Annotated in this window: 24 protein-coding genes; 17 read left to right on the forward strand and 7 right to left on the reverse strand. The window is 58.3% G+C overall.

Translation table 11 applies throughout. From position 1 onward, the window contains the following. Nucleotides 1–92 precede the first annotated feature (92 nt). The 5 genes from rnc to acpS are packed head-to-tail and all read left to right on the forward strand — an operon-like array spanning nt 93 to nt 3,547. Nucleotides 93–773 (forward strand): ribonuclease III, encoded by a 681-nt coding sequence (gene rnc / locus NKJ21_RS23150; RefSeq protein ID WP_002914065.1) that lies wholly within the window; start codon nt 93–95, stop codon nt 771–773. Continuing rightward, the gene (era, locus tag NKJ21_RS23155; RefSeq protein ID WP_008803768.1) at nt 770–1,675 is read left to right on the forward strand and encodes a GTPase Era; all 906 of its coding nucleotides are present in this window, start codon (nt 770–772) and stop codon (nt 1,673–1,675) included. Before rnc ends, era begins: the two co-directional genes overlap by 4 nt. Nucleotides 1,676–1,686: 11 nt before the next feature. Then, nucleotides 1,687–2,424, forward strand: coding sequence for a DNA repair protein RecO (gene recO, locus NKJ21_RS23160; RefSeq protein ID WP_008803769.1), 738 nt, complete (start codon nt 1,687–1,689; stop codon nt 2,422–2,424). A gap of 11 nt (nt 2,425–2,435) precedes the next feature. Further along, nucleotides 2,436–3,167 (forward strand): pyridoxine 5'-phosphate synthase, encoded by a 732-nt coding sequence (pdxJ, locus tag NKJ21_RS23165; RefSeq protein WP_016161646.1) that lies wholly within the window; start codon nt 2,436–2,438, stop codon nt 3,165–3,167. After that, nucleotides 3,167–3,547, forward strand: a complete 381-nt coding sequence (gene acpS, locus NKJ21_RS23170) for a holo-ACP synthase (RefSeq protein WP_015370293.1) — start codon at nt 3,167–3,169, stop codon at nt 3,545–3,547. Before pdxJ ends, acpS begins: the two co-directional genes overlap by 1 nt. 12 nt (nt 3,548–3,559) lie before the next feature. Here the strand turns inward: acpS and NKJ21_RS23175 are convergent, their stop codons facing one another. Both NKJ21_RS23175 and NKJ21_RS23180 read right to left on the reverse strand, forming a co-directional pair. Next, complete coding sequence (locus NKJ21_RS23175) at nt 3,560–3,820, reverse strand: YfhL family 4Fe-4S dicluster ferredoxin (RefSeq protein WP_004144350.1); 261 nt, start codon at nt 3,818–3,820, stop codon at nt 3,560–3,562. 56 nt (nt 3,821–3,876) lie between these two features. Further along, nucleotides 3,877–4,725 carry a MurR/RpiR family transcriptional regulator gene (locus tag NKJ21_RS23180; RefSeq protein WP_004144349.1) on the reverse strand — a complete coding sequence of 283 codons (849 nt, stop codon included), beginning with the start codon at nt 4,723–4,725 and terminating at the stop codon, nt 3,877–3,879. 212 nt (nt 4,726–4,937) lie between these two features. Here NKJ21_RS23180 and yfhb point away from each other — a divergent pair, with 212 nt between their 5' ends. Next, the gene (gene yfhb, locus NKJ21_RS23185) at nt 4,938–5,573 is read left to right on the forward strand and encodes a phosphatidylglycerophosphatase C (RefSeq protein WP_008803773.1); all 636 of its coding nucleotides are present in this window, start codon (nt 4,938–4,940) and stop codon (nt 5,571–5,573) included. A 62-nt stretch (nt 5,574–5,635) separates the two neighbouring features. Further along, nucleotides 5,636–6,145 (forward strand): tRNA adenosine(34) deaminase TadA, encoded by a 510-nt coding sequence (tadA, locus tag NKJ21_RS23190; RefSeq protein ID WP_032700879.1) that lies wholly within the window; start codon nt 5,636–5,638, stop codon nt 6,143–6,145. Here the strand turns inward: tadA and mltF are convergent. Next, complete coding sequence (gene mltF / locus NKJ21_RS23195; protein ID WP_008803775.1) at nt 6,142–7,758, reverse strand: membrane-bound lytic murein transglycosylase MltF; 1,617 nt, start codon at nt 7,756–7,758, stop codon at nt 6,142–6,144. The genes tadA and mltF overlap by 4 nt on opposite strands. Before the next feature lie 175 nt (nt 7,759–7,933). On the opposite strand from mltF, the gene purL reads away from it, so the two are divergent. The 5 genes from purL (at nt 7,934) to glnB (ending at nt 16,278) form a co-directional block, all read left to right on the forward strand. After that, nucleotides 7,934–11,821: a phosphoribosylformylglycinamidine synthase gene (gene purL, locus NKJ21_RS23200; RefSeq protein WP_022064868.1), complete on the forward strand. Its 3,888-nt coding sequence runs from the start codon at nt 7,934–7,936 to the stop codon at nt 11,819–11,821. A 591-nt stretch (nt 11,822–12,412) separates the two neighbouring features. Beyond that, nucleotides 12,413–13,834 carry a HAMP domain-containing sensor histidine kinase gene (locus NKJ21_RS23205; protein ID WP_239270725.1) on the forward strand — a complete coding sequence of 474 codons (1,422 nt, stop codon included), beginning with the start codon at nt 12,413–12,415 and terminating at the stop codon, nt 13,832–13,834. A gap of 29 nt (nt 13,835–13,863) precedes the next feature. Beyond that, nucleotides 13,864–14,550: a two-component system QseEF-associated lipoprotein QseG gene (qseG, locus tag NKJ21_RS23210; protein WP_022064870.1), complete on the forward strand. Its 687-nt coding sequence runs from the start codon at nt 13,864–13,866 to the stop codon at nt 14,548–14,550. After that, the gene (glrR, locus tag NKJ21_RS23215; protein WP_008803779.1) at nt 14,537–15,874 is read left to right on the forward strand and encodes a two-component system response regulator GlrR; all 1,338 of its coding nucleotides are present in this window, start codon (nt 14,537–14,539) and stop codon (nt 15,872–15,874) included. The genes qseG and glrR overlap by 14 nt, the downstream gene beginning before the upstream one ends. A 65-nt stretch (nt 15,875–15,939) precedes the next feature. After that, nucleotides 15,940–16,278: a nitrogen regulatory protein P-II gene (gene glnB / locus NKJ21_RS23220; protein ID WP_002914032.1), complete on the forward strand. Its 339-nt coding sequence runs from the start codon at nt 15,940–15,942 to the stop codon at nt 16,276–16,278. Nucleotides 16,279–16,352: 74 nt separating this feature from the next. Here the strand turns inward: glnB and hmpA are convergent, their stop codons facing one another. Next, nucleotides 16,353–17,543: an NO-inducible flavohemoprotein gene (gene hmpA / locus NKJ21_RS23225; protein ID WP_100751088.1), complete on the reverse strand. Its 1,191-nt coding sequence runs from the start codon at nt 17,541–17,543 to the stop codon at nt 16,353–16,355. 325 nt (nt 17,544–17,868) lie between these two features. Between hmpA and glyA the strand changes: the two genes are divergently transcribed. Beyond that, complete coding sequence (gene glyA / locus NKJ21_RS23230) at nt 17,869–19,122, forward strand: serine hydroxymethyltransferase (protein WP_008803781.1); 1,254 nt, start codon at nt 17,869–17,871, stop codon at nt 19,120–19,122. Nucleotides 19,123–19,177: 55 nt separating this feature from the next. On the opposite strand, the gene NKJ21_RS23235 is transcribed toward glyA, so the two are convergent. After that, nucleotides 19,178–19,600, reverse strand: a complete 423-nt coding sequence (locus NKJ21_RS23235; protein ID WP_012540860.1) for a DoxX family protein — start codon at nt 19,598–19,600, stop codon at nt 19,178–19,180. 300 nt (nt 19,601–19,900) lie between these two features. Between NKJ21_RS23235 and NKJ21_RS23240 the strand changes: the two genes are divergently transcribed. After that, nucleotides 19,901–21,037 (forward strand): 3-phenylpropionate MFS transporter, encoded by a 1,137-nt coding sequence (locus tag NKJ21_RS23240; RefSeq protein WP_008803783.1) that lies wholly within the window; start codon nt 19,901–19,903, stop codon nt 21,035–21,037. Here the strand turns inward: NKJ21_RS23240 and csiE are convergent. Further along, nucleotides 21,034–22,311, reverse strand: a complete 1,278-nt coding sequence (gene csiE, locus NKJ21_RS23245) for a stationary phase inducible protein CsiE (protein ID WP_012967436.1) — start codon at nt 22,309–22,311, stop codon at nt 21,034–21,036. The genes NKJ21_RS23240 and csiE overlap by 4 nt on opposite strands. Before the next feature lie 124 nt (nt 22,312–22,435). On the opposite strand from csiE, the gene NKJ21_RS23250 reads away from it, so the two are divergent. From NKJ21_RS23250 to NKJ21_RS23260, 3 genes are all read left to right on the forward strand, one after another. Continuing rightward, nucleotides 22,436–23,074: a DUF1007 family protein gene (locus tag NKJ21_RS23250; RefSeq protein ID WP_012967437.1), complete on the forward strand. Its 639-nt coding sequence runs from the start codon at nt 22,436–22,438 to the stop codon at nt 23,072–23,074. Then, nucleotides 23,065–24,045: a nickel/cobalt transporter gene (locus NKJ21_RS23255; protein ID WP_023298076.1), complete on the forward strand. Its 981-nt coding sequence runs from the start codon at nt 23,065–23,067 to the stop codon at nt 24,043–24,045. Before NKJ21_RS23250 ends, NKJ21_RS23255 begins: the two co-directional genes overlap by 10 nt. Before the next feature lie 99 nt (nt 24,046–24,144). Beyond that, nucleotides 24,145–24,981, forward strand: a complete 837-nt coding sequence (locus NKJ21_RS23260) for a hypothetical protein (protein ID WP_022064874.1) — start codon at nt 24,145–24,147, stop codon at nt 24,979–24,981. A gap of 46 nt (nt 24,982–25,027) precedes the next feature. Here the strand turns inward: NKJ21_RS23260 and suhB are convergent, their stop codons facing one another. After that, nucleotides 25,028–25,831, reverse strand: a complete 804-nt coding sequence (gene suhB / locus NKJ21_RS23265) for an inositol-1-monophosphatase (protein ID WP_008803788.1) — start codon at nt 25,829–25,831, stop codon at nt 25,028–25,030. Between the last annotated feature and the right edge of the window lie 110 nt (nt 25,832–25,941).

The raw sequence follows: 25,941 nt of genomic DNA on the forward strand, positions 1-25,941 counted from the left end.
GCGTATTGGACTGTTTCAACTTGCTGTATGAAGCGTATGCTCAGGTCGGTTTCGTGTGCTGCATCTTTGACGCATTCATTTATTGGTAACGCATGAACCCCATCGTAATTAATCGGCTTCAACGAAAGCTGGGCTACACTTTTCATCATCAGGAGCTGTTGCAACAGGCATTAACTCACCGCAGTGCCAGCAGCAAACATAATGAGCGCCTGGAGTTTTTAGGTGACTCCATTTTAAGTTTTGTGATCGCGAATGCGCTCTATCATCGTTTTCCTCGCGTAGACGAAGGTGATATGAGCCGCATGCGCGCGACGCTGGTGCGTGGCAACACGCTGGCGGAGATCGCTCGCGAGTTTGAACTGGGCGAGTGTCTGCGCCTCGGGCCGGGCGAACTGAAAAGCGGCGGTTTCCGTCGCGAATCCATTCTCGCGGACACCGTTGAAGCGTTAATTGGCGGGGTTTTCCTCGACAGCGATATTCAGAACGTTGAACGCTTAATCCTCTCCTGGTACCAGACCCGTCTGGACGAAATCAGTCCGGGCGATAAGCAAAAGGATCCGAAGACGCGTCTGCAGGAGTATCTGCAGGGACGTCATCTGCCGCTGCCGTCCTACCTGGTGGTCCAGGTGCGTGGCGAAGCGCACGATCAGGAATTTACTATCCACTGCCAGGTCAGTGGCCTGAGTGAACCGGTGGTTGGCACAGGTTCCAGCCGTCGCAAGGCGGAGCAGGCTGCCGCCGAACAGGCGCTGAAAAAACTGGAGCTGGAATGAGCGAAGAAAAAAGTTATTGCGGATTTGTCGCCATCGTTGGTCGTCCAAACGTTGGCAAATCCACGCTGTTGAATAAGCTGCTTGGGCAGAAGATTTCGATCACTTCCCGAAAAGCGCAAACGACGCGTCACCGCATCGTCGGTATCCATACCGAAGGGCCGTATCAGGCGATTTACGTCGATACCCCGGGCCTGCATATGGAAGAGAAGCGTGCCATTAACCGCTTAATGAACAAAGCGGCCAGCAGCTCAATTGGCGATGTTGAACTGGTCATTTTCGTGGTGGAAGGCACTCGCTGGACGCAAGACGACGAGATGGTGCTCAACAAGCTGCGTGACGCGAAAGCGCCAGTGATCCTCGCGGTCAATAAGGTGGATAACGTGCAGGACAAAGCGGAGCTATTGCCGCACCTGCAGTTCCTCGCCAGCCAGATGAACTTCCTCGACATTGTGCCGATCTCTGCGGAAACCGGCACCAACGTCGATACTATCGCGGCGATCGTGCGTAAGCATCTGCCGGAAGCGATCCATCACTTCCCGGAAGATTATATTACCGATCGTTCCCAGCGCTTTATGGCCTCCGAGATCATCCGTGAAAAACTGATGCGTTTTCTCGGTGCTGAGCTGCCGTACTCCGTCACTGTGGAAATCGAACGTTTCGTAACCAATGAGCGCGGCGGCTACGATATCAACGGCCTGATCCTCGTCGAGCGCGAAGGGCAGAAGAAGATGGTGATTGGCAATAAAGGCGCCAAAATTAAAACCATCGGTATCGAAGCGCGTAAGGACATGCAGGACATGTTTGAAGCGCCGGTACACCTCGAGCTGTGGGTCAAAGTGAAATCCGGCTGGGCCGATGACGAGCGCGCCCTGCGCAGTCTCGGTTACGTTGACGACCTCTGAGTTAACGCAACGTGGATGGATGGCAGCGCGCCTTTGTCCTGCATAGCCGACCGTGGAGCGAAACCAGCCTGATGCTGGACGTCTTCACGGAAGAATCGGGTCGTGTGCGCCTGGTGGCCAAAGGCGCACGCTCCAAACGCTCTAATCTCAAAGGCGCTTTACAGCCCTTTACCCCCTTACTGGTTCGCTTCGGCGGCCGCGGCGAAGTCAAAACCCTGCGCAGCGCGGAAGCCGTCTCGCTGGCGCTGCCGCTCAGTGGTATCACGCTCTACAGCGGTCTCTATGTGAACGAGCTTATCTCCCGCGTGCTGGAGCACGAAACACGCTTCTCCGAACTCTTTTTTGACTATCTGCACTGCATTCAGGCGCTTGCCGGAACCAGCGGCTCGCCGGAGCCCGCGTTGCGGCGTTTTGAGCTGGCGCTGCTCGGGCACCTGGGCTATGGCGTGGATTTTCTTCACTGCGCGGGCAGCGGTGAGCCGGTGGATGACACCATGACCTATCGCTATCGCGAAGAAAAGGGCTTTATTGCCAGCCTGGTGATTGATAACAACACGTTTACCGGGCACCATTTGAAAGCGTTGGCGAGTCGCGAATTTCCAGATGTTGATACGCTGCGCGCCGCGAAGCGCTTTACCCGTATCGCCCTGAAGCCCTATCTTGGCGGCAAACCGCTTAAGAGTCGGGAATTGTTTCGCCAGTTTATGCCCGCGCGAAAGGCGCGGGCGGATAATACGAATAATGATTAACGAGGATTGTCATGGCTGAATTACTGTTAGGGGTCAATATTGACCATATCGCGACCTTGCGTAACGCGCGCGGCACCGCCTATCCGGATCCGGTTCAGGCAGCGTTCATTGCCGAGCAGGCCGGCGCCGACGGCATCACCGTACATCTGCGTGAAGACCGCCGCCATATTACCGATCGCGATGTGCGTATCCTGCGCGAGACGCTGCACACCCGGATGAATCTTGAAATGGCGGTCACCGAAGAGATGCTGACGATCGCCTGCGAAACCAAACCACACTTCTGCTGCCTGGTGCCGGAGAAACGTCAGGAAGTCACTACCGAAGGCGGACTGGACGTGGCCGGGCAGCGCGACAAGATGCGCGATGCCTGCCAACGTCTGGCGGATGCCGGTATCCTGGTCTCTCTGTTTATCGATGCGGATAACGAGCAGATCAAAGCGGCGGCAGACGTTGGCGCGCCCTATATCGAAATTCACACCGGCTGCTATGCCGATGCCAAAACCGATGCTGAGCAGGCGAAGGAGCTGGAACGTATTGCCAAAGCGGCCACCTATGCCGCCAGCCTTGGCCTGAAGGTGAATGCCGGCCACGGTCTGACCTATCACAACGTGAAAGCGATTGCCGCGCTGCCGGAAATGCATGAGCTGAATATCGGCCATGCGATTATCGGTCGCGCAGTGATGAGTGGCCTGAAAGAGGCGGTCGCGGAAATGAAGCGTCTGATGCTGGAAGCGCGCGGCTAATGGCCATTCTCGGGCTGGGTACCGACATCGTCGAGATCGCCCGCATCGAAGCGGTGATCGCCCGCAGCGGCGATCGCCTTGCCCGCCGGGTGCTGAGCGACCATGAATGGAGCATCTGGGAGCAGCACCAGCAGCCGGTGCGTTTCCTGGCGAAACGCTTTGCGGTCAAGGAAGCGGCGGCGAAAGCGCTGGGAACCGGGATCCGTAACGGACTGGCGTTTAATCAGTTCGAGGTATACAACGACGAGCTGGGCAAGCCGAAGCTGCGACTATGGGGCGAAGCAAAGCTTTTGGCGGAACGAATGGGGGTAAGCGCTATTCACGTTACTCTCGCCGATGAACGCCACTACGCCTGCGCCACGGTGATTGTCGAAAGCTAGCCAGGATGGCGGTTAAATTTTATCCGCGTGGTGCATTAGCACGAATTTATCCCACAGCTGTTCTTCACTCTCGACGTGTGCCGGATCTTTCAGGATCGTATTCGGGATCGGGCACACTTTCTGGCAGGTTGGCGTGTCGTAATGACCCACACACTCGGTGCAGCGGTCGCTGTTAATTTCATAAATGCTATCACCCATCGAAATGGCCTCATTCGGGCACTCCGGTTCGCACATATCGCAGTTGATGCATTTTTTGGTAATTAACAGCGCCATCAGGAAAGTCTCAGAAACAACACAAACAGGGCGGGCATTATACGCCCATTTTCTGCTCAGACCAGCTTTTTCACCAGCGCTTCGCTATGGCGAATGCGCTCCGGCGCCCGCTCCAGATCCTGCTGCACCAGCCCCATAAACAGCAGGTCGGTGAGCATCATTTGCGCGCTGGTGGAGGAGATGGCCGCGCTGCGCGTCGCCTGCTCTTCGGCAATGGTATACAGGCAGTGGGTTGCCTGCTGCTGCAGGGCGTTAGGGCTAAAGCCGGTGATCGCCAGGATCTTGCAGCCCACGCGCAGCGCTTCACCTGCCGCCATATTGATCTCCCGGCGCTCGCCGGAGTAAGAGATCGCCAGCAGCAGATCGTCGCTGGACATGGCCTGCACTGTCGCCAGCAGGGCGTGCATATCCTGCTCAGAAACCGCGTTGATGCCGATCTTCATCAGCTTCCAGCTAAAGTTACGCGCCACCAGACCGGACGCGCCGATGCCGGTGACGATCACCCGCCGGGCGTTGCGCAGCAGCGTGACGGCTTCCCGCAGCGTCTCTTCAGTATTGACGTCCAGCGAGGCATGCATGGCGGCGACATTGTCTTTAATGAGTTTCTCGCCGACCAGACGCAGCGGGTCGTCACCGCGAATGTGGTTATGTACCGGAACCGAGTGCGGATCCGGGCTGCTGGCCAGCGCTTCACTCAGCGCCAGCTTCAGCGCCGGAAAGCCTTTGAACCCCAGTTTCTGGGCAAATTTAACCACGCTGGACTGACTCACACCGGCTTCCGCCGCCAGCTGCTGCGAGCTGAGGTGCCGGGTCTCATCGGGCTGGCTCAGAATATAATCGGCCAACTTTTTGTCGCTCGCCGCCAGGGTGGGATAGCGCTGACGAATACGCGTTAAACAGTTCATTGGAGCTCCGCTGGAGCCGTCCGGCTCGTGACTGACAGAATTTTTATTCGATTATAAGGGGTATACCACGAATTAAAAATTCTTGAGCCACAATTTTTCCTTCGCCTGCTAATTTAATTGTTCCTTAACGGCAGGGGATGTTTTCCCTCTTCGCGGCGTAAGGCTGTTAAGCTTAACCTAACGAGAAGCGAGTCCTGACATAAGGAGGCAGTTTGCAGCACAATGAACGGAAAGTGGTGTTTTTCGATCTGGACGGAACCTTGCATCAGCAGGATATGTTCGGCAGTTTCCTGCGCTACCTGCTGCGTAATCTGCCGCTAAACCTGCTGCTGGTGGTGGCGATGGGGCCGGCGATCCTTGCCGGGCTGGCGGTGTGTGGGCGGGCGGCGCGCTGGCCAATGAGCCTCCTGCTGTGGGCGTCAACCTTTGGCCGTCGCGAGGCGGTACTGAAGCGGCTGGAAGCGGAATTTGTCGGCTGGTTTCGCCATCATGTGACGGCGTTTCCGGTGGTTCATGCGCGGCTCACGGCCTACCTGACCAGTACCGATGCCGACGTCTGGTTGATCACCGGCTCGCCGCAGTCGCTGGTGGAGCAGGTCTATCGCGATACTCTCTGGCTGCCGCGGGTGAATCTGATAGCCAGCCGCACCGCGCGCCGCTGGGGCGGCTGGGTATTGACCCTGCGCTGCCTGGGGCATGAAAAAGTGGTGCAGCTGGAGAAAAAGATCGGCGCGCCGCTGCGGCTGTACAGCGGCTATAGCGACAGCGAGCAGGACAACCCGTTGCTCGGCTTTTGCCAGCATCGCTGGCGGGTAACGCCTCAGGGAGAGCTCCAGCAGCTGGAGTAATAGTGTGTAATTGATAGCGCCCATGTATAATGCGCCCCGCTTTTTCTGCTGGAGTGGCCGCTGTGTCTGACCTCGAACTCAATGATGAATACTGGATGCGTCATGCCCTGACGCTGGCAAAGCGCGCCTGGGAAGAGGGCGAGGTGCCGGTGGGCGCGGTGCTGGTGTATAACAACCAGGTCATCGGCGAGGGCTGGAACCGGCCGATCGGCCGTCACGACCCCACCGCTCACGCGGAAATTATGGCTTTACGCCAGGGCGGGCTGGTGCTGCAAAACTATCGCCTGATCGACGCCACGCTGTACGTGACCCTGGAGCCTTGCGTCATGTGTGCTGGTGCCATGGTGCACAGCCGTATCGCCCGCCTGGTCTTTGGCGCCAGGGATGCCAAGACCGGCGCCGCTGGCTCGCTAATAGATGTCCTGCACCATCCGGGAATGAATCATCGGGTTGAAATAAGCGAAGGCGTGCTGGCGGAGTCCTGCTCTACCATGCTGAGCGACTTCTTTCGCTGGCGGCGGGAAGAGAAAAAAGCGCTGAAGAAAGCCCGGGAGCAGACCGGAGAAGGTTAATACAGGTGGCCGGGGAGTTTTAACCGGGCATTATCCATCTGCTTATCGGCGCGAAACTTGAAAAAGGGCAGGGTGGTCTCCTGCGGCTGTTCGAGTTCATTCGGGAGCACGGCCGGGTAATCCTCCGCCAGGGCCAGCGTTTGCTGTTGCTGGCGCTCCTTCTCTGACAAATAGCCGACAAGGCTTATCTGATATTTGCGGATGTTTTCCACATAGGCGTAGGCCTCATGGCCGCGCGCGTAGCCGTATTTAAGTTTGCTGTAATAGGGCTTCTGGCTCAACAGGGGTAAACGCAGCTTAACGTCTGCCCAGCTGTTGGGATTGCCTTTTTGTTTGCGGGTGAGCGCCATGGCGTCCAGCATATGGGCATAGCCCATATTGTAAGCAGCCAGCGCAAACCAGATGCGTTCGTCTTTCGGAATCGAATCCGGCACTTTATCCATCATATCCTGCAGATAGCGCATGCCGCCGTCGATACTCTGCGCCGCATCGGTCCGGTCAGTCAGTCCCAGACTTTGCGCGGTGTTGCGCGTCAGCATCATCATGCCGCGCACGCCGGTGGGGGAAGTGGCCTGCGGATCCCAGTGGGATTCCTGCCAGGCGATCGCGGCCAGCAGGCGCCAGTCAATCTCGCGGGCGTACTTTTCAAATAGTGGCTGCACGTCCGGGAGAATATTTTCCACTGCACGGAGGAAGGTGCGGGTGTCGACATAATCGAAGTCGTTGCCGTGGCCGAGGTATTTCTCCTCCAGGCGCGCCAGCGTCCCGTCTTCATTAATGTTATTGAAGAAATCAAGCATTGCGGCCGACAGCGAATTATCTTCGCCCCGGGCGCTAAACCAGGTGACCGGCTGTTCGTCGGTGATATCCAGGGCCACCGCCAGCTCCGGATGGACGCGCTGAAACAGGCTGACGGCCACCGAATCGGCGACGGTGTAATCGAGTTTGCCGTCAATCACCGCCTGCATCAGCGCCGTGGTACCGCGCTTCTCGTCCACGCGCCAGGTAAGATCCGGATATTTCTCCGCTTTTAAGGCCTGCAGGTCGTTGATCGCCACGTGGCCCGGAGCGATAGTGAGTTGCTCGGCGGTTAGCGACGCGAGAGTGCGCGGCCGGATATTACCGACACGATAGACCAGCTGTTGGGAAACAGAATAGTAGGTGGGGCCAGCCTGGTAGTTTTTCACCCGCTCCTGGTTATAAACCAGACCGGCAGCCAGCATATCGGCCTGACCGTCGTCGAGGTCGTCAAACAGCTGGCTGATATTCTGCCGGACGGTTATCTTAAGCGTCACGCCCAGATAGTCAGCAAACTGCTTCGCCAGTTCATAATCCAGACCGAACGTTTTATCGTTCATGGTGGCGAAGGTCATCGGCGAGTTGATGGTGCTGATGCGCAGCTCGCCGCGAGCGATAATACCCGCCACCCGGTTCTCGGGTTTACTGGACCAGGGGATTGACGGCCACAGGGCCGCCGCCAGCAAAAGGGTGACAATGCCGATCAGCAGATAATTAATCTTTAATTTTTTCAGAGCGTTAATCTTCTGCAGCTTCAGGTTCCTCAGCAGGCGATGTCCGGAAAAAACGCAAGGTTGTCGTCGAATGTGCGGCATTCTGCTTAAGAATGCGCCAGTTGGCAACTTATTCGCGATGGTCGTCACATTTATTGATAAACAGCATCAATGATTTTATTTCTACGCAAACGGTTTCGTCGGGGCGCAGGATTCACTATAATGACGCCCGTTTCCCCCCCTGGCTCACCCTGAAAGCTTCGAAGACGAGAGACTTATGATGGAAATTTTGCGTGGTTCACCTGCACTGTCGGCATTCCGTATCAATAAACTGCTGGCACGATTTCAGGCGGCCAACCTTCCGGTAAGCGCCATATATGCCGAGTATATTCATTTTGCCGATCTGAACGCCCCGCTGAGCGCTGACGATCGCGAGCGCCTGGCGCGACTGCTTCAGTATGGCCCGAGCTTAAGCAGCCATACCCCGACCGGTAAATTACTGCTCGTGACCCCTCGCCCTGGCACCATCTCTCCCTGGTCTTCTAAAGCTACCGATATCGCTCACAACTGCGGTCTGACTCAGGTCGTGCGCCTGGAGCGCGGCGTGGCGTATTACGTTGAAGCCTCAACCCTGACCGAAGCGCAGTGGACTGCCGTGGCGGCGGAACTGCACGACCGCATGATGGAGAGCGTCTTCGACGCCCTGGAAGCGGGCGAGACGCTGTTTGCCCATCATCAGCCGACGCCGGTCACCAGCGTTGACCTGCTGGGCGAAGGCCGTCAGGCGCTGATTGACGCCAACCTCCGTCTGGGGCTGGCGCTGGCAGATGACGAAATTGACTACCTGCAGGATGCGTTTACCCGTCTGGGCCGCAACCCGAACGATATTGAGCTGTATATGTTCGCCCAGGCGAACTCTGAGCATTGCCGCCACAAGATTTTCAACGCCGACTGGATCATCGACGGCGAACAGCAGCCGAAGTCGCTGTTCAAAATGATCAAAAACACCTTCGAAAAAACGCCGGACTACGTCCTGTCGGCCTATAAAGACAATGCCGCGGTGATGGAAGGGTCTGAAGTGGGGCGCTATTTTGCCGACCACCAGACCGGGCGCTACGACTTCCATCAGGAGCCGGCGCACATTCTGATGAAAGTGGAAACCCATAACCACCCGACGGCCATCTCTCCATGGCCGGGCGCGGCAACCGGCTCCGGCGGCGAAATCCGTGATGAAGGCGCCACCGGCCGCGGCGCGAAGCCGAAAGCGGGCCTGGTGGGCTTCTCGGTTTCCAACCTGCGTATTCCGGGCTTCGAGCAGCCGTGGGAAGAAGATTTCGGTAAACCGGACCGCATTGTCACGGCCCTAGACATCATGACCGAAGGCCCGCTGGGCGGCGCGGCGTTTAACAACGAGTTTGGTCGTCCGGCGCTGAACGGCTACTTCCGCACCTATGAAGAGAGAGTCACCAGCCACAATGGCGAAGAGCTGCGCGGCTACCACAAACCGATCATGCTGGCCGGCGGTATCGGCAACATCCGCGGCGAGCATGTGCAGAAGGGCGAGATTACCGTCGGGGCGAAGCTGATCGTGCTGGGCGGCCCGGCGATGAACATCGGCCTCGGCGGCGGCGCGGCCTCTTCTATGGCCTCCGGCCAGTCCGATGCCGACCTCGATTTCGCCTCCGTACAGCGTGACAACCCGGAAATGGAACGCCGCTGTCAGGAAGTGATCGACCGCTGCTGGCAGCTGGGCGACGCCAATCCGATCCTCTTTATCCACGACGTTGGCGCGGGCGGTCTCTCCAACGCCATGCCGGAGCTGGTGAGCGACGGCGGCCGCGGCGGTAAATTCCAGCTGCGCGATATTCTCAGCGATGAGCCAGGGATGAGCCCGCTGGAGATCTGGTGTAACGAATCGCAGGAGCGTTATGTTCTGGCGGTCGCCCCGGAGCACCTGCCGCTGTTCGACGAACTGTGTCGCCGCGAACGCGCGCCTTATGCCGTTATCGGCGAAGCTACCGCGGAGCAGCACCTGAGCCTGAGCGACAGCCACTTTAACGATCAGCCGATCGACCTGCCGCTGGACGTTCTGCTCGGCAAAACGCCGAAAATGACCCGCGATGTGCAGACCCTGAAAGCCCAGGGCAGCGCGCTGGATCGCCAACCGATTACCCTTGCTGATGCGGTAAACCGTGTTCTGCACCTGCCGACGGTGGCCGAGAAAACCTTCCTCGTGACCATCGGCGACCGCACCGTGACCGGTATGGTCGCCCGCGACCAGATGGTCGGCCCGTGGCAGATCCCGGTGGCCAACTGCGCGGTGACCACCGCCAGCCTCGACAGCTACTACGGCGAAGCGATGGCGATGGGCGAGCGCGCCCCGGTTGCCCTGCTGGACTTCGCGGCCTCTGGCCGTCTGGCCGTCGGCGAAGCGCTGACCAACATCGCCGCCACGCAGATTGGCGAGCTGAATCGCGTGAAGCTGTCGGCTAACTGGATGGCCGCCGCAGGTCACCCGGGCGAAGACGCTGGCCTGTATGAGGCGGTGAAAGCGGTAGGCGAAGAGCTGTGTCCGGCGCTGGGCCTGACCATTCCGGTCGGTAAAGACTCGATGTCGATGAAAACCCGCTGGCAGGAAGGCAGCGAGCAGCGCGAGATGACCTCCCCGCTGTCGCTGGTGATCTCCGCTTTCGCCCGTGTCGAAGATGTTCGTCATACCGTCACGCCGCAGCTTTCTACAGAAGATAACGCTCTGCTGCTTATCGACCTCGGTAAAGGGCACAACGCGCTGGGCGCGACGGCGCTGGCGCAGGTCTATCGCCAGCTCGGCGACAAGCCGGCTGACGTGCGCGATGTCGCTCAGCTGAAAGGCTTCTGGGACGCGATGCAGGCCCTGGTGGCGCAGCGTAAACTGCTGGCCTACCACGACCGCTCCGACGGCGGCCTGCTGGTGACTCTGGCGGAAATGGCCTTTACCGGCCACTGTGGCCTGGAAGCAGATATCGCCGCGCTGGGCGATGATCGTCTGGCCGCGCTGTTCAATGAAGAGCTGGGGGCGGTGATCCAGGTGCGCGCTGCAGACCGTGAGGCGGTGGAAGCCATTCTGGCGGTTAACGGCCTGGCAGACTGCGTGCATTACCTTGGTAAAGCGGTCGAGGGCGATCGCTTCGTGCTGACCGCCAACGGTCAGACGGTGTTTAGCGAGAGCCGCACTACGCTGCGCATGTGGTGGGCGGAAACCACCTGGCAGATGCAGCGTCTGCGCGACAACCCGGCCTGCGCCGATCAGGAGCACGAGGCGAAAGCCAATGACGCCGATCCGGGCCTCAATGTGAAGCTTTCGTTTGAGATTAATGACGACATTGCGGCGCCGTACATTGCCACCGGCGCGCGTCCGAAAGTGGCCGTCCTGCGCGAGCAGGGGGTGAACTCTCACGTTGAAATGGCGGCAGCTTTCCATCGCGCCGGCTTTGACGCCATCGATGTGCATATGAGCGACCTGCTGGCGGGCCGCACCGGTCTGGGGGATTTCCATGCCCTGGTGGCCTGCGGCGGCTTCTCCTATGGTGACGTGCTGGGCGCGGGTGAAGGCTGGGCGAAGTCGATTCTGTTCAACGAGCGCGTGCGCGATGAGTTCGCAACGTTCTTCCACCGTCCGCAGACCCTGGCGCTCGGCGTGTGCAACGGCTGTCAGATGATGTCCAACCTGCGCGAGCTGATCCCGGGCAGCGACCTGTGGCCGCGCTTTGTGCGTAACCAGTCTGACCGCTTCGAAGCGCGCTTTAGCCTGGTGGAAGTGACGCAAAGCCCATCCCTGCTGCTGGAAGGCATGGTTGGCTCACGGATGCCGATTGCAGTCTCCCACGGCGAAGGTCAGGTGGAAGTGCGCGACAGCGCGCATCTGGCCCAGCTGGAGAGCAAAGGTCTGGTGGCGCTGCGCTTCGTGGATAACTTTGGCAAAGTGACCGAAACCTATCCGGCGAACCCGAACGGTTCCCCGAACGGTATCACCGCGGTGACCAGCGAAAGCGGGCGCGCGACCATCATGATGCCGCACCCGGAACGCGTCTTCCGCACCGTAAGCAACTCCTGGCACCCGGAGAACTGGGGCGAGGACAGCCCGTGGATGCGTATCTTCCGTAACGCGCGTAAACAGCTGGGTTAACCTTCCGGCAGCGCCTCATGTGAATGTATCAGCCCCCTGCTCAGGCAGGGGGCTTTTTTTATCTGTGATGGCCGGCACGCCAGGGTGTCGGGAATTGCCGACAACCCTTATGTTATGGTGTCGTCAATAGGAGACACTTAACATATTGATTTTATTGAGCAGTGGTGCGGCGCCTGTTTAGTGTCGTCAATTAGCGACAATATGAATAAAAAATGTACGGTTCCGGTATGGCAATGATCGTGAGCTAATATCATATATATCAGCGTGTTAATAAAATGTTTTGAAAGGTGGCATAGTTCATGCATAATATTAACCAGTGGCTCATTCACCTTCTTATGTCAGCCCCTTCGGGACGCGCTACATAAACTTCGAATGACGCACAAACAGGTGCCTGCCGTCCAACTCCTGATAACAGCCTGGCTTTATCAGACATCGGGCGAAACGTCGAGTAAGGCACCGCCTCATTCCTGAACAAAGCCAGGCCTTGCGCCTGGCTTTGTTGTTTCTGCGGCGCAGTAACCAGCGGTAGCGCTTTTCTCCGGCGCGCTCCTCAGTTAGCATCGACCAGAGCTAATGATTGAGACAACATCCTTGAAGCGACTCTCTCTTTTTCCCCGTTCGCTGCGTCAACTGGTGACGCTCTCCTTTGTGCTGATCCTGCTGCCGCTGTTGGTGCTGGCGTGGCAGGCCTGGCAGAGCCTGAATGCCCTTAGCGCCCAGGCGGCGCATATTAACCGCACTACGCTGGTCGATGCCCGACGCAGCGAGGCGATGATCAATGCCGCGCTGGAAATGGAGCGCAGCTATCGCCAGTACTGCGTGCTGGACGATTCGACGCTGGCGCGGGTGTATCAGAATCAGCGACAGCGCTACAGCCAGATGCTGGATGCCCATGCCGGCGTGCTACCGGACGAGAAACTCTGGCAGGCGCTGCGTCAGGACGTCAGCGATCTGGCGCAGTTGCAGTGTAAAAATAGCGGCCCCGATGCCCAGGCGGCCGCCAGACTGGAAGTTTTCGCCAGCAATAACAGCGATATGGTGCAGGCGACCCGGGCAGTCGTCTATTCCCGCGGCCAGCAGCTGCAGCAGGAGATTGCCGAACGCGGCCAGTTTTTCGGCTGGCAGGCGCTGGTGCTGTTTCTGCTGAGCCTGGCGCTGGTGCTGCTCTTCACCCGTATGATTATCGGTCCGGTGAAAGGCATAGAAAGAATGATCAATCAGCTGGGGGCAGGGAAGTCGCTGGACGACGCCGCATTGTTTACCGGCCCGCGCGAGCTGCGCTCGGTGGGCAAGCGCATCATCTGGCTCAGCGAGCGCCTGGCGTGGCTGGAGTCGCAGCGGCATCAATTTCTTCGTCATCTGTCGCATGAGCTGAAAACCCCGCTGGCCAGTATGCGTGAAGGTACCGAGCTGTTGGCCGACCGGGTCGCCGGGCCACTGACCCCTGAGCAGCAGGAGATCGTCGAGATCCTCGACAGCAGTAGTCGTAACCTGCAAAAGCTGATTGAACAGTTGCTGGATTACAACCGAAAACAGGCCGACGGCCCGGTGGCTCGCGAAGCGGTGGACCTGGTGGACCTGGTGGAAAGTGTCGTGGCGGCGCACAGCCTGCCCGCGCGGGCTAAACTGATGCATACTGAACTGACGCTGCAGGCGCGGCGTTGCCTGGCAGAGCCTGCGTTATTGATAAGCGTAATGGATAATCTCTACTCCAATGCGGTGCACTATGGCGCTGAATCCGGTAACATCCGTATCCACAGCTACCGGCACGGAGAGCAGGTGCGTATTGATGTCGCCAACAGCGGCGAACCGATCCCGGCCGCGGAAAAGAATATGATTTTCGAGCCTTTTTACCAGGGGAGTCACCAGCGTAAAGGGGCCGTTAAGGGCAGTGGGCTGGGGTTGAGTATCGCCCGCGACTGCGTCCGGCAGATGCAAGGGGAGCTCAGCTTAGTTGACGCGCCCGCCGGGCAGGTCTGTTTTCGCATTACGCTTCCCTCAGCGCCGGAATAATCCAACTTATGAATCGATATCGGGGAACTATGTCCCAATTCCTGGCCTGGCGCCGTTCCCTTCGCGGATGGCTGCTTTCAGGCATTGCTTGTCTGACGCTGGCGGGGTGTTCCGCCGGCTTTTCACCGCATACTGCGGAAGGTACCGCCGCCTCCGGGCAGGCGCAGCATCAGGTGGCCGATTTTGTCGCGGTCGACTGCGCGGACATCTGGGCGCACAGCAGCGATGCCAGCGACAAAAATCCCCTCTACTGGCTGCGGGGTATTGACTGTGCCGATCGCCTCGCTCCGGCGCAGGCGAGGGCGGAGGCGAAACGCCATACCGACGACAGCTGGCAGGACGCGTTCCGTCGCGGCATCCTCCTTGCTGATGCCAAAATTACTCCCGACGAGCGTCGCGACCTGGTGGCGCGTCTCGATACCTTCAGCCCGCAAATCGCCGTTCAGGTTCGCCCGCTGTATCAGCTCTGGCGCGATGGTCAGACCCGTCAGCTGCAGCTGGTGGAAGAGCGTGCCCGTTACGCGAAGCTTCAGCAGTCCAGCGATAGCGAACTGGAGATGCTGCGTCAGCAGGAACAGGCGCTGCGCGAACAGCTGGAGCTGACCACCCGTAAGCTGGAGAACCTGACGGATATCGAACGCCAGCTCTCCAGCCGTAAGCCGGGTGGCAATTTTGGCAGCGAAAAGGTGCCGGAGGTGATCCATGACGATCCGTAAACCGGCGCGTTTGCTGCTGGTAGATGACGATCCGGGGCTGCTGAAGCTGCTGGGCATGCGCCTGGTCAGCGAAGGCTATAGCGTGGTCACCGCCGAGAGCGGGCCGGAAGCGCTGCGCGTGCTGGGGCGTGAGAAAGTGGATCTGGTGATTAGCGATCTGCGGATGGATGAAATGGATGGCCTGCAGTTGTTCAGCGAGATCCAGAAGGGGCTGCCCGGCATGCCGGTGATTATTCTCACCGCCCATGGTTCGATTCCCGACGCCGTGGCCGCGACCCAGCAGGGGGTGTTCAGCTTCCTGACCAAGCCGGTCGATAAAGATGCCTTGTATAAAGCCATTGATGAGGCGCTGGAGCAGCGCTCGCCGGCCACCGACGAAGCCTGGCGCCAGGCGATTGTGACCCGCAGCCCGCTGATGCTGCGTCTGCTTGAGCAGGCCGGGATGGTGGCGCAATCGGATGTCAGCGTGCTGATTAACGGCCAGAGTGGGACCGGGAAGGAGATCGTCGCCCAGGCAATCCATAACGCCAGCCCGCGTCATGATAAACCGTTCGTGGCGATCAACTGCGGCGCGCTGCCGGAACAGCTGCTCGAATCCGAACTGTTTGGCCATGCGCGGGGCGCCTTTACCGGCGCGGTCAGTAACCGTGAAGGATTATTCCAGGCCGCTGAGGGCGGTACGCTGTTTCTCGACGAGATCGGTGATATGCCGGTTGCGCTGCAGGTGAAGCTGCTGCGCGTCCTGCAGGAGCGTAAGGTGCGTCCGCTGGGCAGCAACCGCGATATCGAGATCAACGTGCGGATCATCTCCGCCACCCATCGCGACCTGCCGAAGGCGATGGCCCGCGGCGAGTTTCGTGAAGATCTGTTTTACCGACTCAACGTGGTGAATCTGAAGATCCCACCGCTTTCCGAACGGGCTGAGGATATCCCGCTGCTGGCTAATCATTTGCTGCGCCAGTCCGCCGATCGCCATAAGCCGTTTGTCCGGGCGTTTTCCAGCGATGCGATGAAGCGGCTGATGGCCGCCAAGTGGCCGGGTAACGTGCGCCAGCTGGTGAACGTGATTGAGCAGTGTGTGGCCCTGACCTCGTCGCCGGTGATTGGCGACGCGCTGGTGGAGCAGGCGCTGGAAGGAGAGAATACCGCGCTGCCGACCTTCGTGGAGGCGCGCAATCAGTTTGAGCTGAACTACCTGCGCAAGCTGCTGCAAATTACTAAAGGCAATGTCACCCACGCCGCGCGGATGGCAGGGCGCAACCGCACCGAATTCTATAAACTGCTGTCGCGCCATGAGCTCGACGCCAACGACTTTAAAGAGTAGCTCCGCAACATAGCGCAAGTTATGATACGGTAAGCAACCGGTTACGCGACTAAGACAGGAACACCATGAAAAAGATTGATGCGATTATTAAACCTTTCAAACTGGATGACGTGCGTGAAGCGCTGGCCGAAGTCGGCATCACCGGGATGACGGTGACGGAAGTGAAGGGCTTTGGCCGCCAGAAAGGTCATACCGAGCTGTACCGCGGTGCGGAGTACATGGTGGATTTTCTGCCAAAAGTAAAAATTGAAATCGTGGTGACCGACGATATCGTCGATACCTGTGTGGATACCATCATCCGTACGGCGCAGACCGGCAAGATTGGCGACGGCAAGATCTTTGTCTTCGACGTCGCGCGGGTCATTCGTATCCGTACCGGTGAAGAAGACGACGCGGCGATTTAATCCTCGCCGCTCGCTGCAGTATTGCCGGGTGAGGCTGCGCTTACCCGGCCTCCAAATCCCCGCGTCGTCGGGGCTTACAGGACCTTATGCGGGCCGAAACATTCGTAATGAATGTTGTCTTTATTAACCCCTAATTCTACCAGCTGCTTCGCTGCAAACTGCATAAACGCTACCGGGCCGCAGAGATAGAACTGCATCTGCGGGGCGCGAATATAGTCCGCCACTGCCGCTAAATCCATCAAACCTTCGCTATCAAAACGTCCAGTCTGACGGTCGGCTTCGCTCGGGTTGCGATACCACACGTGCGAGGTAAACGCCGGCAGCGCCGCGCCAAGCGCACTCACTTCATCGGCAAAGGCGTGAACGTCGCCATTTTCCGCCGCATGGAACCAGTTCACCTGACCCTGATGACCGCTCTTCGCCAGCGCATCCAGCATCGCCAGCATCGGCGTTTGCCCGACGCCCCCGGAGAGCAGGGTGACCGGCGTCTGTGGTTCAACGTTAAGGAAGAAGTCACCCGCCGGGGCGGCTAAATAGACCACATCGCCTTCGCTGGCATGGTTATGCAGCCAGCTGGAAACCTGACCGCCGTCCTCACGTTTTACCGCAATGCGGTAGCCTTTGCCGTCTGCATTGCGGGTTAAAGAGTATTGACGAATTTCCTGATAGTCGAAGCCTTCCGGTTTCAGCCAGATGGCCAGGTACTGGCCAGGCTGGTAATCGGCGACCGGCTGGCCATCAACCGGTTCGAGCTCAAAGCTGGTGATAAGCTGGCTGCGCGGGGTTTTCTTCACGATGCGGAACGCGCGGGTCCCTTCCCAACCGCCGGTTTTACTGGCGTTTTGCTGATAAATTTCTGCTTCGCGGCCGATAAAGACGTTCGCCAGCACGCCGTAAGCTTTCCCCCAGGCATCAAGCACGTCCTGACCCGGGCTGAACATTTCATCGAGGGTCGCCAGCAGATGGCTGCCAACGATGTTGTACTGCTCCGGTTTGATCTGGAAGCTGGTGTGTTTCTGGGCGATTTTTTCCACCGCCGGCAGCAGGGCTGGCAGGTTATCGATATTGCTGGCGTAGGCGGCAATGGCGTTGAATAACGCTTCGCGCTGATCGCCGTTGCGCTGGTTGCTCATGTTGAAAATCTCTTTGAGCTCCGGATTATGCGCGAACATACGATCGTAGAAATGGGCGGTGAGCTTTGGGCCGGTCTCTACCAGCAGGGGGATGGTGGCTTTGACCGTGGCGATGGTTTGAGCGTCGAGCATAGCGTGCTTCCTTGTGTGTTATCTTATTGATGCATTTTAAATGCATCTTATAGAAATAACCCTGCTATGTAAATGGTTCTTTAACACTTAACCCCGATGCCGTTACAACATGAAGAATTTGCATCACAAACCTGAAAAGAAATCCGTTGATAATGAGAGAGACGTTATTGCTCAAAGCCTTGTGTCATGCGGAGCCAATCGTTTGCGTAAAATCCTTTGTCAAGACCTGTTATCACAGAATGATTAGGTTATACTGTGGGCCGTTGTCCAATCGGACCGCCTTTTTAGGCCGAAATTTTATTGTTAGCTGAGTCAGGAGATGCGGATGTTAAAGCGTGAAATGAACATTGCCGATTATGATGCCGAACTGTGGCAGGCTATGGAGCAGGAAAAAGTACGTCAGGAAGAGCACATCGAACTGATCGCCTCCGAAAACTACACCAGTCCGCGCGTCATGCAGGCGCAGGGCTCTCAGCTGACCAACAAATATGCTGAAGGGTATCCGGGCAAGCGTTACTACGGCGGCTGTGAATATGTCGACGTGGTTGAGCAACTGGCTATCGACCGCGCGAAAGAACTGTTCGGCGCTGACTATGCTAACGTCCAGCCGCACTCCGGCTCTCAGGCTAACTTTGCGGTCTACACTGCGCTGCTGCAGCCAGGCGATACCGTGCTCGGTATGAACCTGGCGCAGGGCGGCCATCTGACTCACGGCTCTCCGGTTAACTTCTCCGGCAAACTGTACAACATCATCCCTTACGGTATTGATGAGTCCGGTAAAATTGACTATGACGACATGGCGAAGCAGGCTCAGGAACACAAACCGAAGATGATCATCGGTGGTTTCTCCGCTTACTCCGGTATCGTTGACTGGGCGAAAATGCGTGAAATCGCCGACAGCATCGGCGCTTACCTGTTCGTCGATATGGCGCACGTGGCTGGCCTGATTGCCGCGGGTGTGTATCCGAACCCGGTTCCGCATGCTCACGTTGTGACCACCACCACCCACAAAACCCTGGCGGGTCCGCGCGGCGGCCTGATTCTGGCGAAAGGCGGTAGCGAAGAGCTGTACAAAAAACTGAACTCTGCCGTGTTCCCAAGCGCGCAGGGCGGCCCGCTGATGCACGTTATCGCGGCGAAAGCGGTGGCGCTGAAAGAAGCGATGGAGCCAGAGTTTAAAGTTTACCAGCAGCAGGTTGCGAAAAACGCCAAAGCGATGGTGGAAGTGTTCCTGAACCGCGGCTACAAAGTGGTTTCTGGCGGTACTGAGAACCACCTGTTCCTGCTGGATCTGGTGGATAAAAACCTGACCGGTAAAGAAGCTGACGCCGCCCTGGGCCGCGCCAACATCACCGTGAACAAAAACAGCGTGCCTAACGATCCGAAGAGCCCGTTCGTGACTTCCGGTATCCGTATCGGTTCTCCGGCTGTGACTCGCCGCGGCTTTAAAGAAGCGGAAGTCAAAGAGCTGGCTGGCTGGATGTGTGACGTGCTGGACAATATCAATGACGAAGCGGTCATTGAACGTGTGAAAGGCAAAGTGCTGGATATCTGCGCCCGCTTCCCGGTTTATGCGTAAGCGTTAACGTTGCAATAAAAAAGGCCGCGATTGCGGCCTTTTTTGTGTCTGCCGATTAGCGGCGGTCGAGCGAAATCGCGCCGGGGCCGGTAATCGCCAGCAGCAGAAAAGCGCCGGCAATACTGACGTTTTTCCAGAAATTAATCATGTTCGGCAATACCGCATCGCCGGTCATATCCCAGTAATGATGGCCAATCACCGCCGTACCCAGCGTATAAAAAATAAAGATGACCGCCAGCGGGCGGGTGAAAAAGCCCAACACAATTAAGATCGCCGCAGGGACCTCCATTATCACAGCGATAATCGCCGCCAGCGTCGGCATCGGCGCGCCGGAGGCGGCCATGTACTGCACCGTACCGCCAAAGCCTAACAGTTTCGGATAACCAAAAAGGATAAACAGGACCACCACGGCGATGCGGGCGATGAGCAGCAGCAAGGAGCGGGAAGCGCCAAAATCAAAATAGCGGAGTGTGTTCATAATCAGCTCGTTATGAGAGAAGTGTGATCTAAACGTAATACACAAATTTGCCCGCCGCCATGGAGAGAAAATAATAATGTTGCGCTTCGTTTCATCAGGATTTGGCTGCGGGGTTGCTCGCACTTTGATGCCCGGTTATCGGATTTTATTTAATACAACCGGCGATGGGATGGTGCTCGCTCTGTGATGTGTGTCACGATTTAAAGACAAATGTACTCAACTTCCATATAGAGAGTGAGACACCGGTTTACTCAAGATGGGGTTTATCGCCAGACTGTCGCCACCATTCGGGAGGAAATCATGGTCTTGCACTCCACGCGCTGGCTGGCGCTCAGTTATTTCACCTACTTTTTTAGCTACGGTATTTTTCTGCCCTTCTGGAGCGTCTGGCTGGCCGGAAACGGGCTGACTCCGGAAACCATCGGCCTGTTGCTTGGCGCTGGCCTGGTGGCTCGTTTTCTTGGGAGCCTGCTGATTGCCCCGCGGGTCAGCGATCCCTCCCGGCTCATTGCCGCGTTGCGCGTGCTGGCCCTGTTAACCTTACTTTTCGCGCTGGCCTTCTGGGTCGGCAGTCACGTGGCATGGCTGCTGGCGGTCATCATCGGCTTCAACCTGTTCTTTTCACCGCTGGTGCCGCTGACGGATGCCCTGGCCAATACCTGGCAAAAGCAGATCACCATGGACTATGGCCGGGTGCGGCTATGGGGCTCCATTGCCTTTGTCATCGGTTCGGCGCTGACCGGCAAGCTGGTCAGCCTGTTTGATTATCGGGCGATCCTGCTGATGTTAAGCCTGGGTGTCGCCTCGATGCTGCTGGGTATGCTGCTTAAGCCGTCGGTGATGCCCCACGGGGAGTCGCGCCAGCAGCAGGGAGCAGGACTGACGGCCTGGCTGACGCTGGTACGCCAGAGCTGGCGCTTTCTCGCCTGCGTCTGTTTGCTACAGGGGGCGCACGCCGCCTACTACGGCTTTAGCGCCATCTACTGGCAGCAGGCCGGCTATTCTGCCTCGGCGGTCGGTTATCTGTGGTCGTTAGGCGTGGTGGCGGAAGTGGTGATCTTCGCGTTGAGTAAAAAGGTGTTCCGCCGCTTCAGCGCACGCGACCTGCTGCTGCTCTCCGCCGTCTGCGGGCTGATTCGCTGGGGACTGATGGGCTGGACCACGGCGCTGCCGGGACTCCTCCTTGCGCAGATCCTTCACTGTGGCACCTTCACGGTGTGTCACTTGGCGGCGATGCGCTATATCGCCGCCCGTCAGGGCAGCGAAGTGATCCGCCTGCAGGCCGTCTACTCCGCGGTGGCGATGGGCGGGAGTATTGCCATCATGACCGTCTTCGCCGGTTTCCTCTATCAGCACCTGCACCAGGGCGTGTTCTGGGTAATGGCCCTGCTGACGATCCCGGCGCTGATTATCCGGCCAAAAGCGGTGGCGGCCTAGTCCTCAAGCATCGCGCAGATATGCTGCTGTTGGCGTTCAGTGAAGCAGTTCTCCGCGTGGATCAGCGGCGGCGAAAACAGCGGTAGCGCCGTCGCATAAGGGGTGACGATAAGCGTCACCCCTTTGGGCGCACCTTCCTTCTGAAAGCGCTCTACGGTCTGGTATTTGATATTCAGCGGCAGCAGCGTGAGTTCGCGCAGCTGCTGTTCCAGAGCCTCTTCTATAGCCGGGTTGTCATCGGTTAGCAACAGCACCTGTTTTTCGTGCAGGTCGCTTTTCTGCATCAGCCAGGCGCCAAAGATCACCGCGATTAAGCCAGTCTCTTCCTCATTAAAACGGATGTGCCAGGCTTCCTCGAATTCGCTCAATGCCGCCTGGGTGGTACGCAGTAAGCGAGGATAGAGCCGGCTCACTTCCTCCGTGAGCGTGCTGTCGATGCCGATGGCAAACACGCTGCGGATCAACGCCTGCGATAAATGAATATAGAGTTGATCGCTGAGCCCCTGCTCATCACTGAAAGCCCTGCCGGCGAGGACCTGGAAGCGATGGATCAGGCCGGAGATAGCCAGTCGCAGGCGGCGATCGTGCGGGTGACCGTCGCGGACCGGGTCGGGGGTTTTGAGCAACATAAACAGTAACGAGAGGAAGAAGGGCTCTCCAACATGCGGCGGAGCGCCGACCCGGCGCTGCCAGTGGCGGACAATCTCCTGCGCCAGGGTAAACTCGGCGGCGGTCTGGGCCCAACGCTGCTGTTCATCATTGAAGTCCGGAGAGTATCCCCGGTGATGCTCAAGCAGACAGTACTGCAGATATAAGCGCAGAAACTGCACGTCGCGGCAGTCAAACTGGCGATTGAGCGCCCGCGCGCAGCGGTTCACCAGCGCCTGCAGATTGGTATCATCGTATAAGGTACGGGCAATGCCTTCCTGTTTAAGCTGCGTTTTCAGGGCAGGGGTAAAATGATGATTGACGAACTGCGGGCAGAGGCGTAGCCCCCGCCGCAGCGCATGCAGCAGACATAAACGTTGGTCGAGCGCGGCGCCTTCAATCCGATAGCTGCCGTCCACCTCTGACCGGAGGGTCAAACGGTGGTAACGCTGAATTTCGCGTCCGGTCTCCTCAATATCCTGCCGGGCCGTGGTCTCATCAACGAGGTTGATCCTGCCAAGCCGTTCAGTCGTCACCGACTGTCCGGGCAGATAAAACATCAGGAGCACCTGGCTACGGCGCTGTGGACTGGAAAGCGCAGATGGTGGTTCAATGACGGTCATCATCTGGTAAGTTCCAGTTAGGGTTTTCGCTAAGAATAGACAATGGCAGAGGCGGGGGCAGGGCGAAACGCCCGCTTTAGCTCAGGATTGCTGGTGAAGTTCACAGAATTTTTCACGTGAGGAACAGATGAACAGAGTGAAACAATGCACCAGCGCGGCGTTTTTCATGGTTTTATCATTTTCAGCCGCCGCGCATCCGCATAGCTTCATTAGTTTGCAGAGCGAGCCGGTGGTTAAAGACGGTCTGCTGAGCGGGTTTAAAATGCGCTGGACCATGGATGAAATTACCTCATCGGATCTGCTCTATGACGCCGGTAACGCCAAACCGGGCAGCGAAGTATGGAAAAAGCTGGCGGCGGAGGTGATGGCCAACGTACTCGGCCAGCACTATTTCAGCGAGCTGTGGCACAACGGCCAGCGGGTGAAATTTGAAAATCGTCCCGACGGCTATGGCCTCGAGCGTGACGGACTGCAGGCGGTACTGACCTTTACGCTGCCGCTGGCGACGCCGCAACCCGTTGCCGGGCAGACGTTTACCTTTTCCACCTTCGACCCGACCTACTACGTCGACATGTTTTATGACAAGGATAGCGATTTTTCCCTGCCCGCCGCGCTGCGGGCCGCCTGTAAGGCAACGGTGATGACGCCAAAACCGAACGACAAAATGCTCTCGTACGCTCAGTCGCTGGATAAAGCGGATGCGCCGCCGGAGGATATGGCGCTGGGCAGCTATTTTGCCCAGAAGGTGACCCTGACATGTCAGTAATTTTCACCCCCCGCGCGCGATCCTCGCGCTGGAAAGCGCTGTGGCCGCTGGCGCTGTTGCTGGCTGTGAGCATCATCGGCGGCATTTGGCTATGGCGGGTGTGGCCGCAGGTGCTGATGCAGAGCGCGGTCTGGCAGCGCTCGTTGAATCTGGAACTCAGCCGCCTGCTGCAGGCGGTGGCGGAGAACCCGGCAGCGGCGGGCCTGTCGCTGCTCGGGTTCAGTTTCGTTTATGGTGTAGTGCATGCCTTAGGGCCCGGCCATGGCAAAATTGTCATTACTACCTGGCTCGCCACCCATCCCTCGAAGCTGAAATCAAGCATTAACCTGACGCTGGCCGCCTCTTTATTACAGGGGCTGGTGGCCATCGCGCTGGTGGTCGTGGTGCTGGCGCTGCTGCAGCTGCCGGCGCGCCAGCTGCATCTCAGCAGTTTCTGGCTGGAGAAGGGCAGCTATCTGCTGGTGGGCGCATTAGGCTTGCTGCTGTGCTGGCGGGCGTTAAAAAAGCTGCGTCTGCTGCTGAGCCGGCCAACGTTTACCGCTTTTACCCCACATCATGTTCATCACGAGCATTGCGGCTGCGGGCATCAGCATCTCCCGGCGCCGGATCAGCTTCAGAGCGGCGACGACTGGCGGGCACGCGCCGCGATCGTCCTGTCGATGGGCATGCGCCCCTGCTCGGGAGCGATCATGGTGCTGCTGTTCAGCAAGGTGATCGGGGTGTTCAGTTGGGGAATGGCGGCGGCGCTGGCGATGGCGGCGGGAACCTCGTTGACCATCACGGCGCTGGCGCTGCTGGTGCACAGTTTTCGCCAGCTGGCGGTGAAGTTGGGTCAGCATCAGGCGCCGCCGCTGTGGCGTCAGGTGGGCTGGCTGACGCTGGCGCTGGCCGGCGGCGTGATTTTGCTGGCGGCGGCAGGAGTGATGTGGTTCACCGCAGTCCCGGCCGGCGGTGGGATCCGCCCGTTTTAGTCAGACGCCGGGCGCAAATCCGAAAGTGGGCGCCTGTGCTTGCCGCTGGCGAAGCGATGCTCTAGTTTTCCGCTTTTCGGCGGATGACAAGGAGTCGCTATGGCCGCAAATATCGTTTCTTCCGCACCGAGCGGGCGGTTTTATTATGGCTGCGCCGGTGCCGCCGGGCTGCTGGCGGGCCTGGCGATCGTCTACTGGTTTCCGGCGCTGGCCAGCTGGTGGCCGTCAGATCTGGTGCGCGTCTACCACGCCATGTCGTATGTCATGGGATTCGGGGTGTCGCGTATCGGGGATATCCCGCTGGTGGCCTACGCCACCTTAACGCTGTCGGGTTTCGTCATGGCTTTTTGCCACCCCGGGCACAGTAAACTGCCCATTGTTGCCTGGGCTGTGCATAATCAGCCTTCGCCACGGGAGATGGTCGATTGGATCCTGCGCAGCTGGGTATTGCAGTTCGGTTTCCTGGTGATCATTTTCTGGCGTTTTGCTTTCATGGGGAAGCTGACCAGCTATCGGCTGATGCAGTTCGTGGGCATCTTTAACGACGTCTGCTATCTGGCCACGCTGGTGCTGGCTGGGATACTGCTGCGCGATAGCTGGCGAGACTTTCAAGGCGTTTCCGCACCGGCAAGCAATATTCGCATTCCGCTGATCTTTGCCCTGAGCTTTTATCTGCCGTTTCAGCTGGTATGGATTTTACTCAGTGCGCAGCAGTTCGAGTTGCCGCTGTGGGGATGGCTGCTGCTGGTTCCGGCGATGGTCGGCGTGCTGTTAGCCCGCCTGGCGACAGTAGGAATAGCGTTGTGTTTCCGGCGCTGGCTGGGACCGCAGGGCTGCCTGCGCTGGCGCGGGCCGCTGGCCTTGTTTAGCGGCCTGACGGTACTGTGCATCGGCGGCAATGCGGTGATTCGCCAGATCCTCAACATGATAAAATGACATAAAAAAAGGAAGCCGCGGCTTCCTTTTTGACATCTGTAAGAGATTAACGCTTCAGCGCATCGCTCAGCTGCTCACGCATATTCGCCAGCATCGCTTTCACCACGCGCGGGTTACCGGCAACGATGTTGCCCGTCAGCAGGTAGTTATGGCCACCGGTGAAGTCGCAGACAATCGCGCCAGCTTCACGGGCGATCAGCTCGCCTGCGGCGAAATCCCAAGGCTTCAGGGCGATCTCAAAGTAACCGTCAACGCGGCCGGCGGCTACATAGGCCAGATCCAGCGCGGCAGAGCCGGTGCGACGGAAGTCGGCACATTCGGTAAACATGTTGCCGAGAATATTCATGTAAGTGGTGGCGTGCTGCTTCGCTTTGAACGGGAAGCCGGTCGCGATGATGGTGCCGTCGAGGTCGCGAGCGTTGCTGCCGCGCAGACGGTAGCCGTTCAGCTGCGCGCCCTGGCCGCGGGTCGCGGTAAACAGTTCGTTACGCATCGGATCGTAAACCACCGCGACTTCAGTACGACCTTTGATGCGTACGGCGATGGAAACAGAGAAGTGGGGCAGACGTTTAACGAAGTTGGTGGTGCCATCCAGTGGATCGATAACCCATTGAACATCCTGCTCTTCACCAGCGTGTTCACCGCTTTCTTCGGTGATAATGGTGTGCTGCGGGTAAGATTTGCGAATGGTTTCGATAATAATCGCTTCAGCGGCTTTATCGACGTTGGTCACAAAATCATTGCTGCCTTTCTGGCTGGTTTCTACGGTGTCTGGCGTTTCGTAGTGCTTGGCAATTAAATTACCCGCCTTGCGCGCGGCGCGCACGGCGATGTTCAGCATCGGATGCATCGGTCTCTCTCACTGGATGTTAAAGAACGGGAAAAAACGGCGCATATAATAACAGCGAAATCTGCTTATGTCTCCGTTTTATGGTAGCATGCCCGAATAATCTTTAGCCG

Source organism: Klebsiella sp. SWET4, from assembly GCF_024296565.1.
Classification (GTDB): domain Bacteria; phylum Pseudomonadota; class Gammaproteobacteria; order Enterobacterales; family Enterobacteriaceae; genus Klebsiella; species Klebsiella variicola.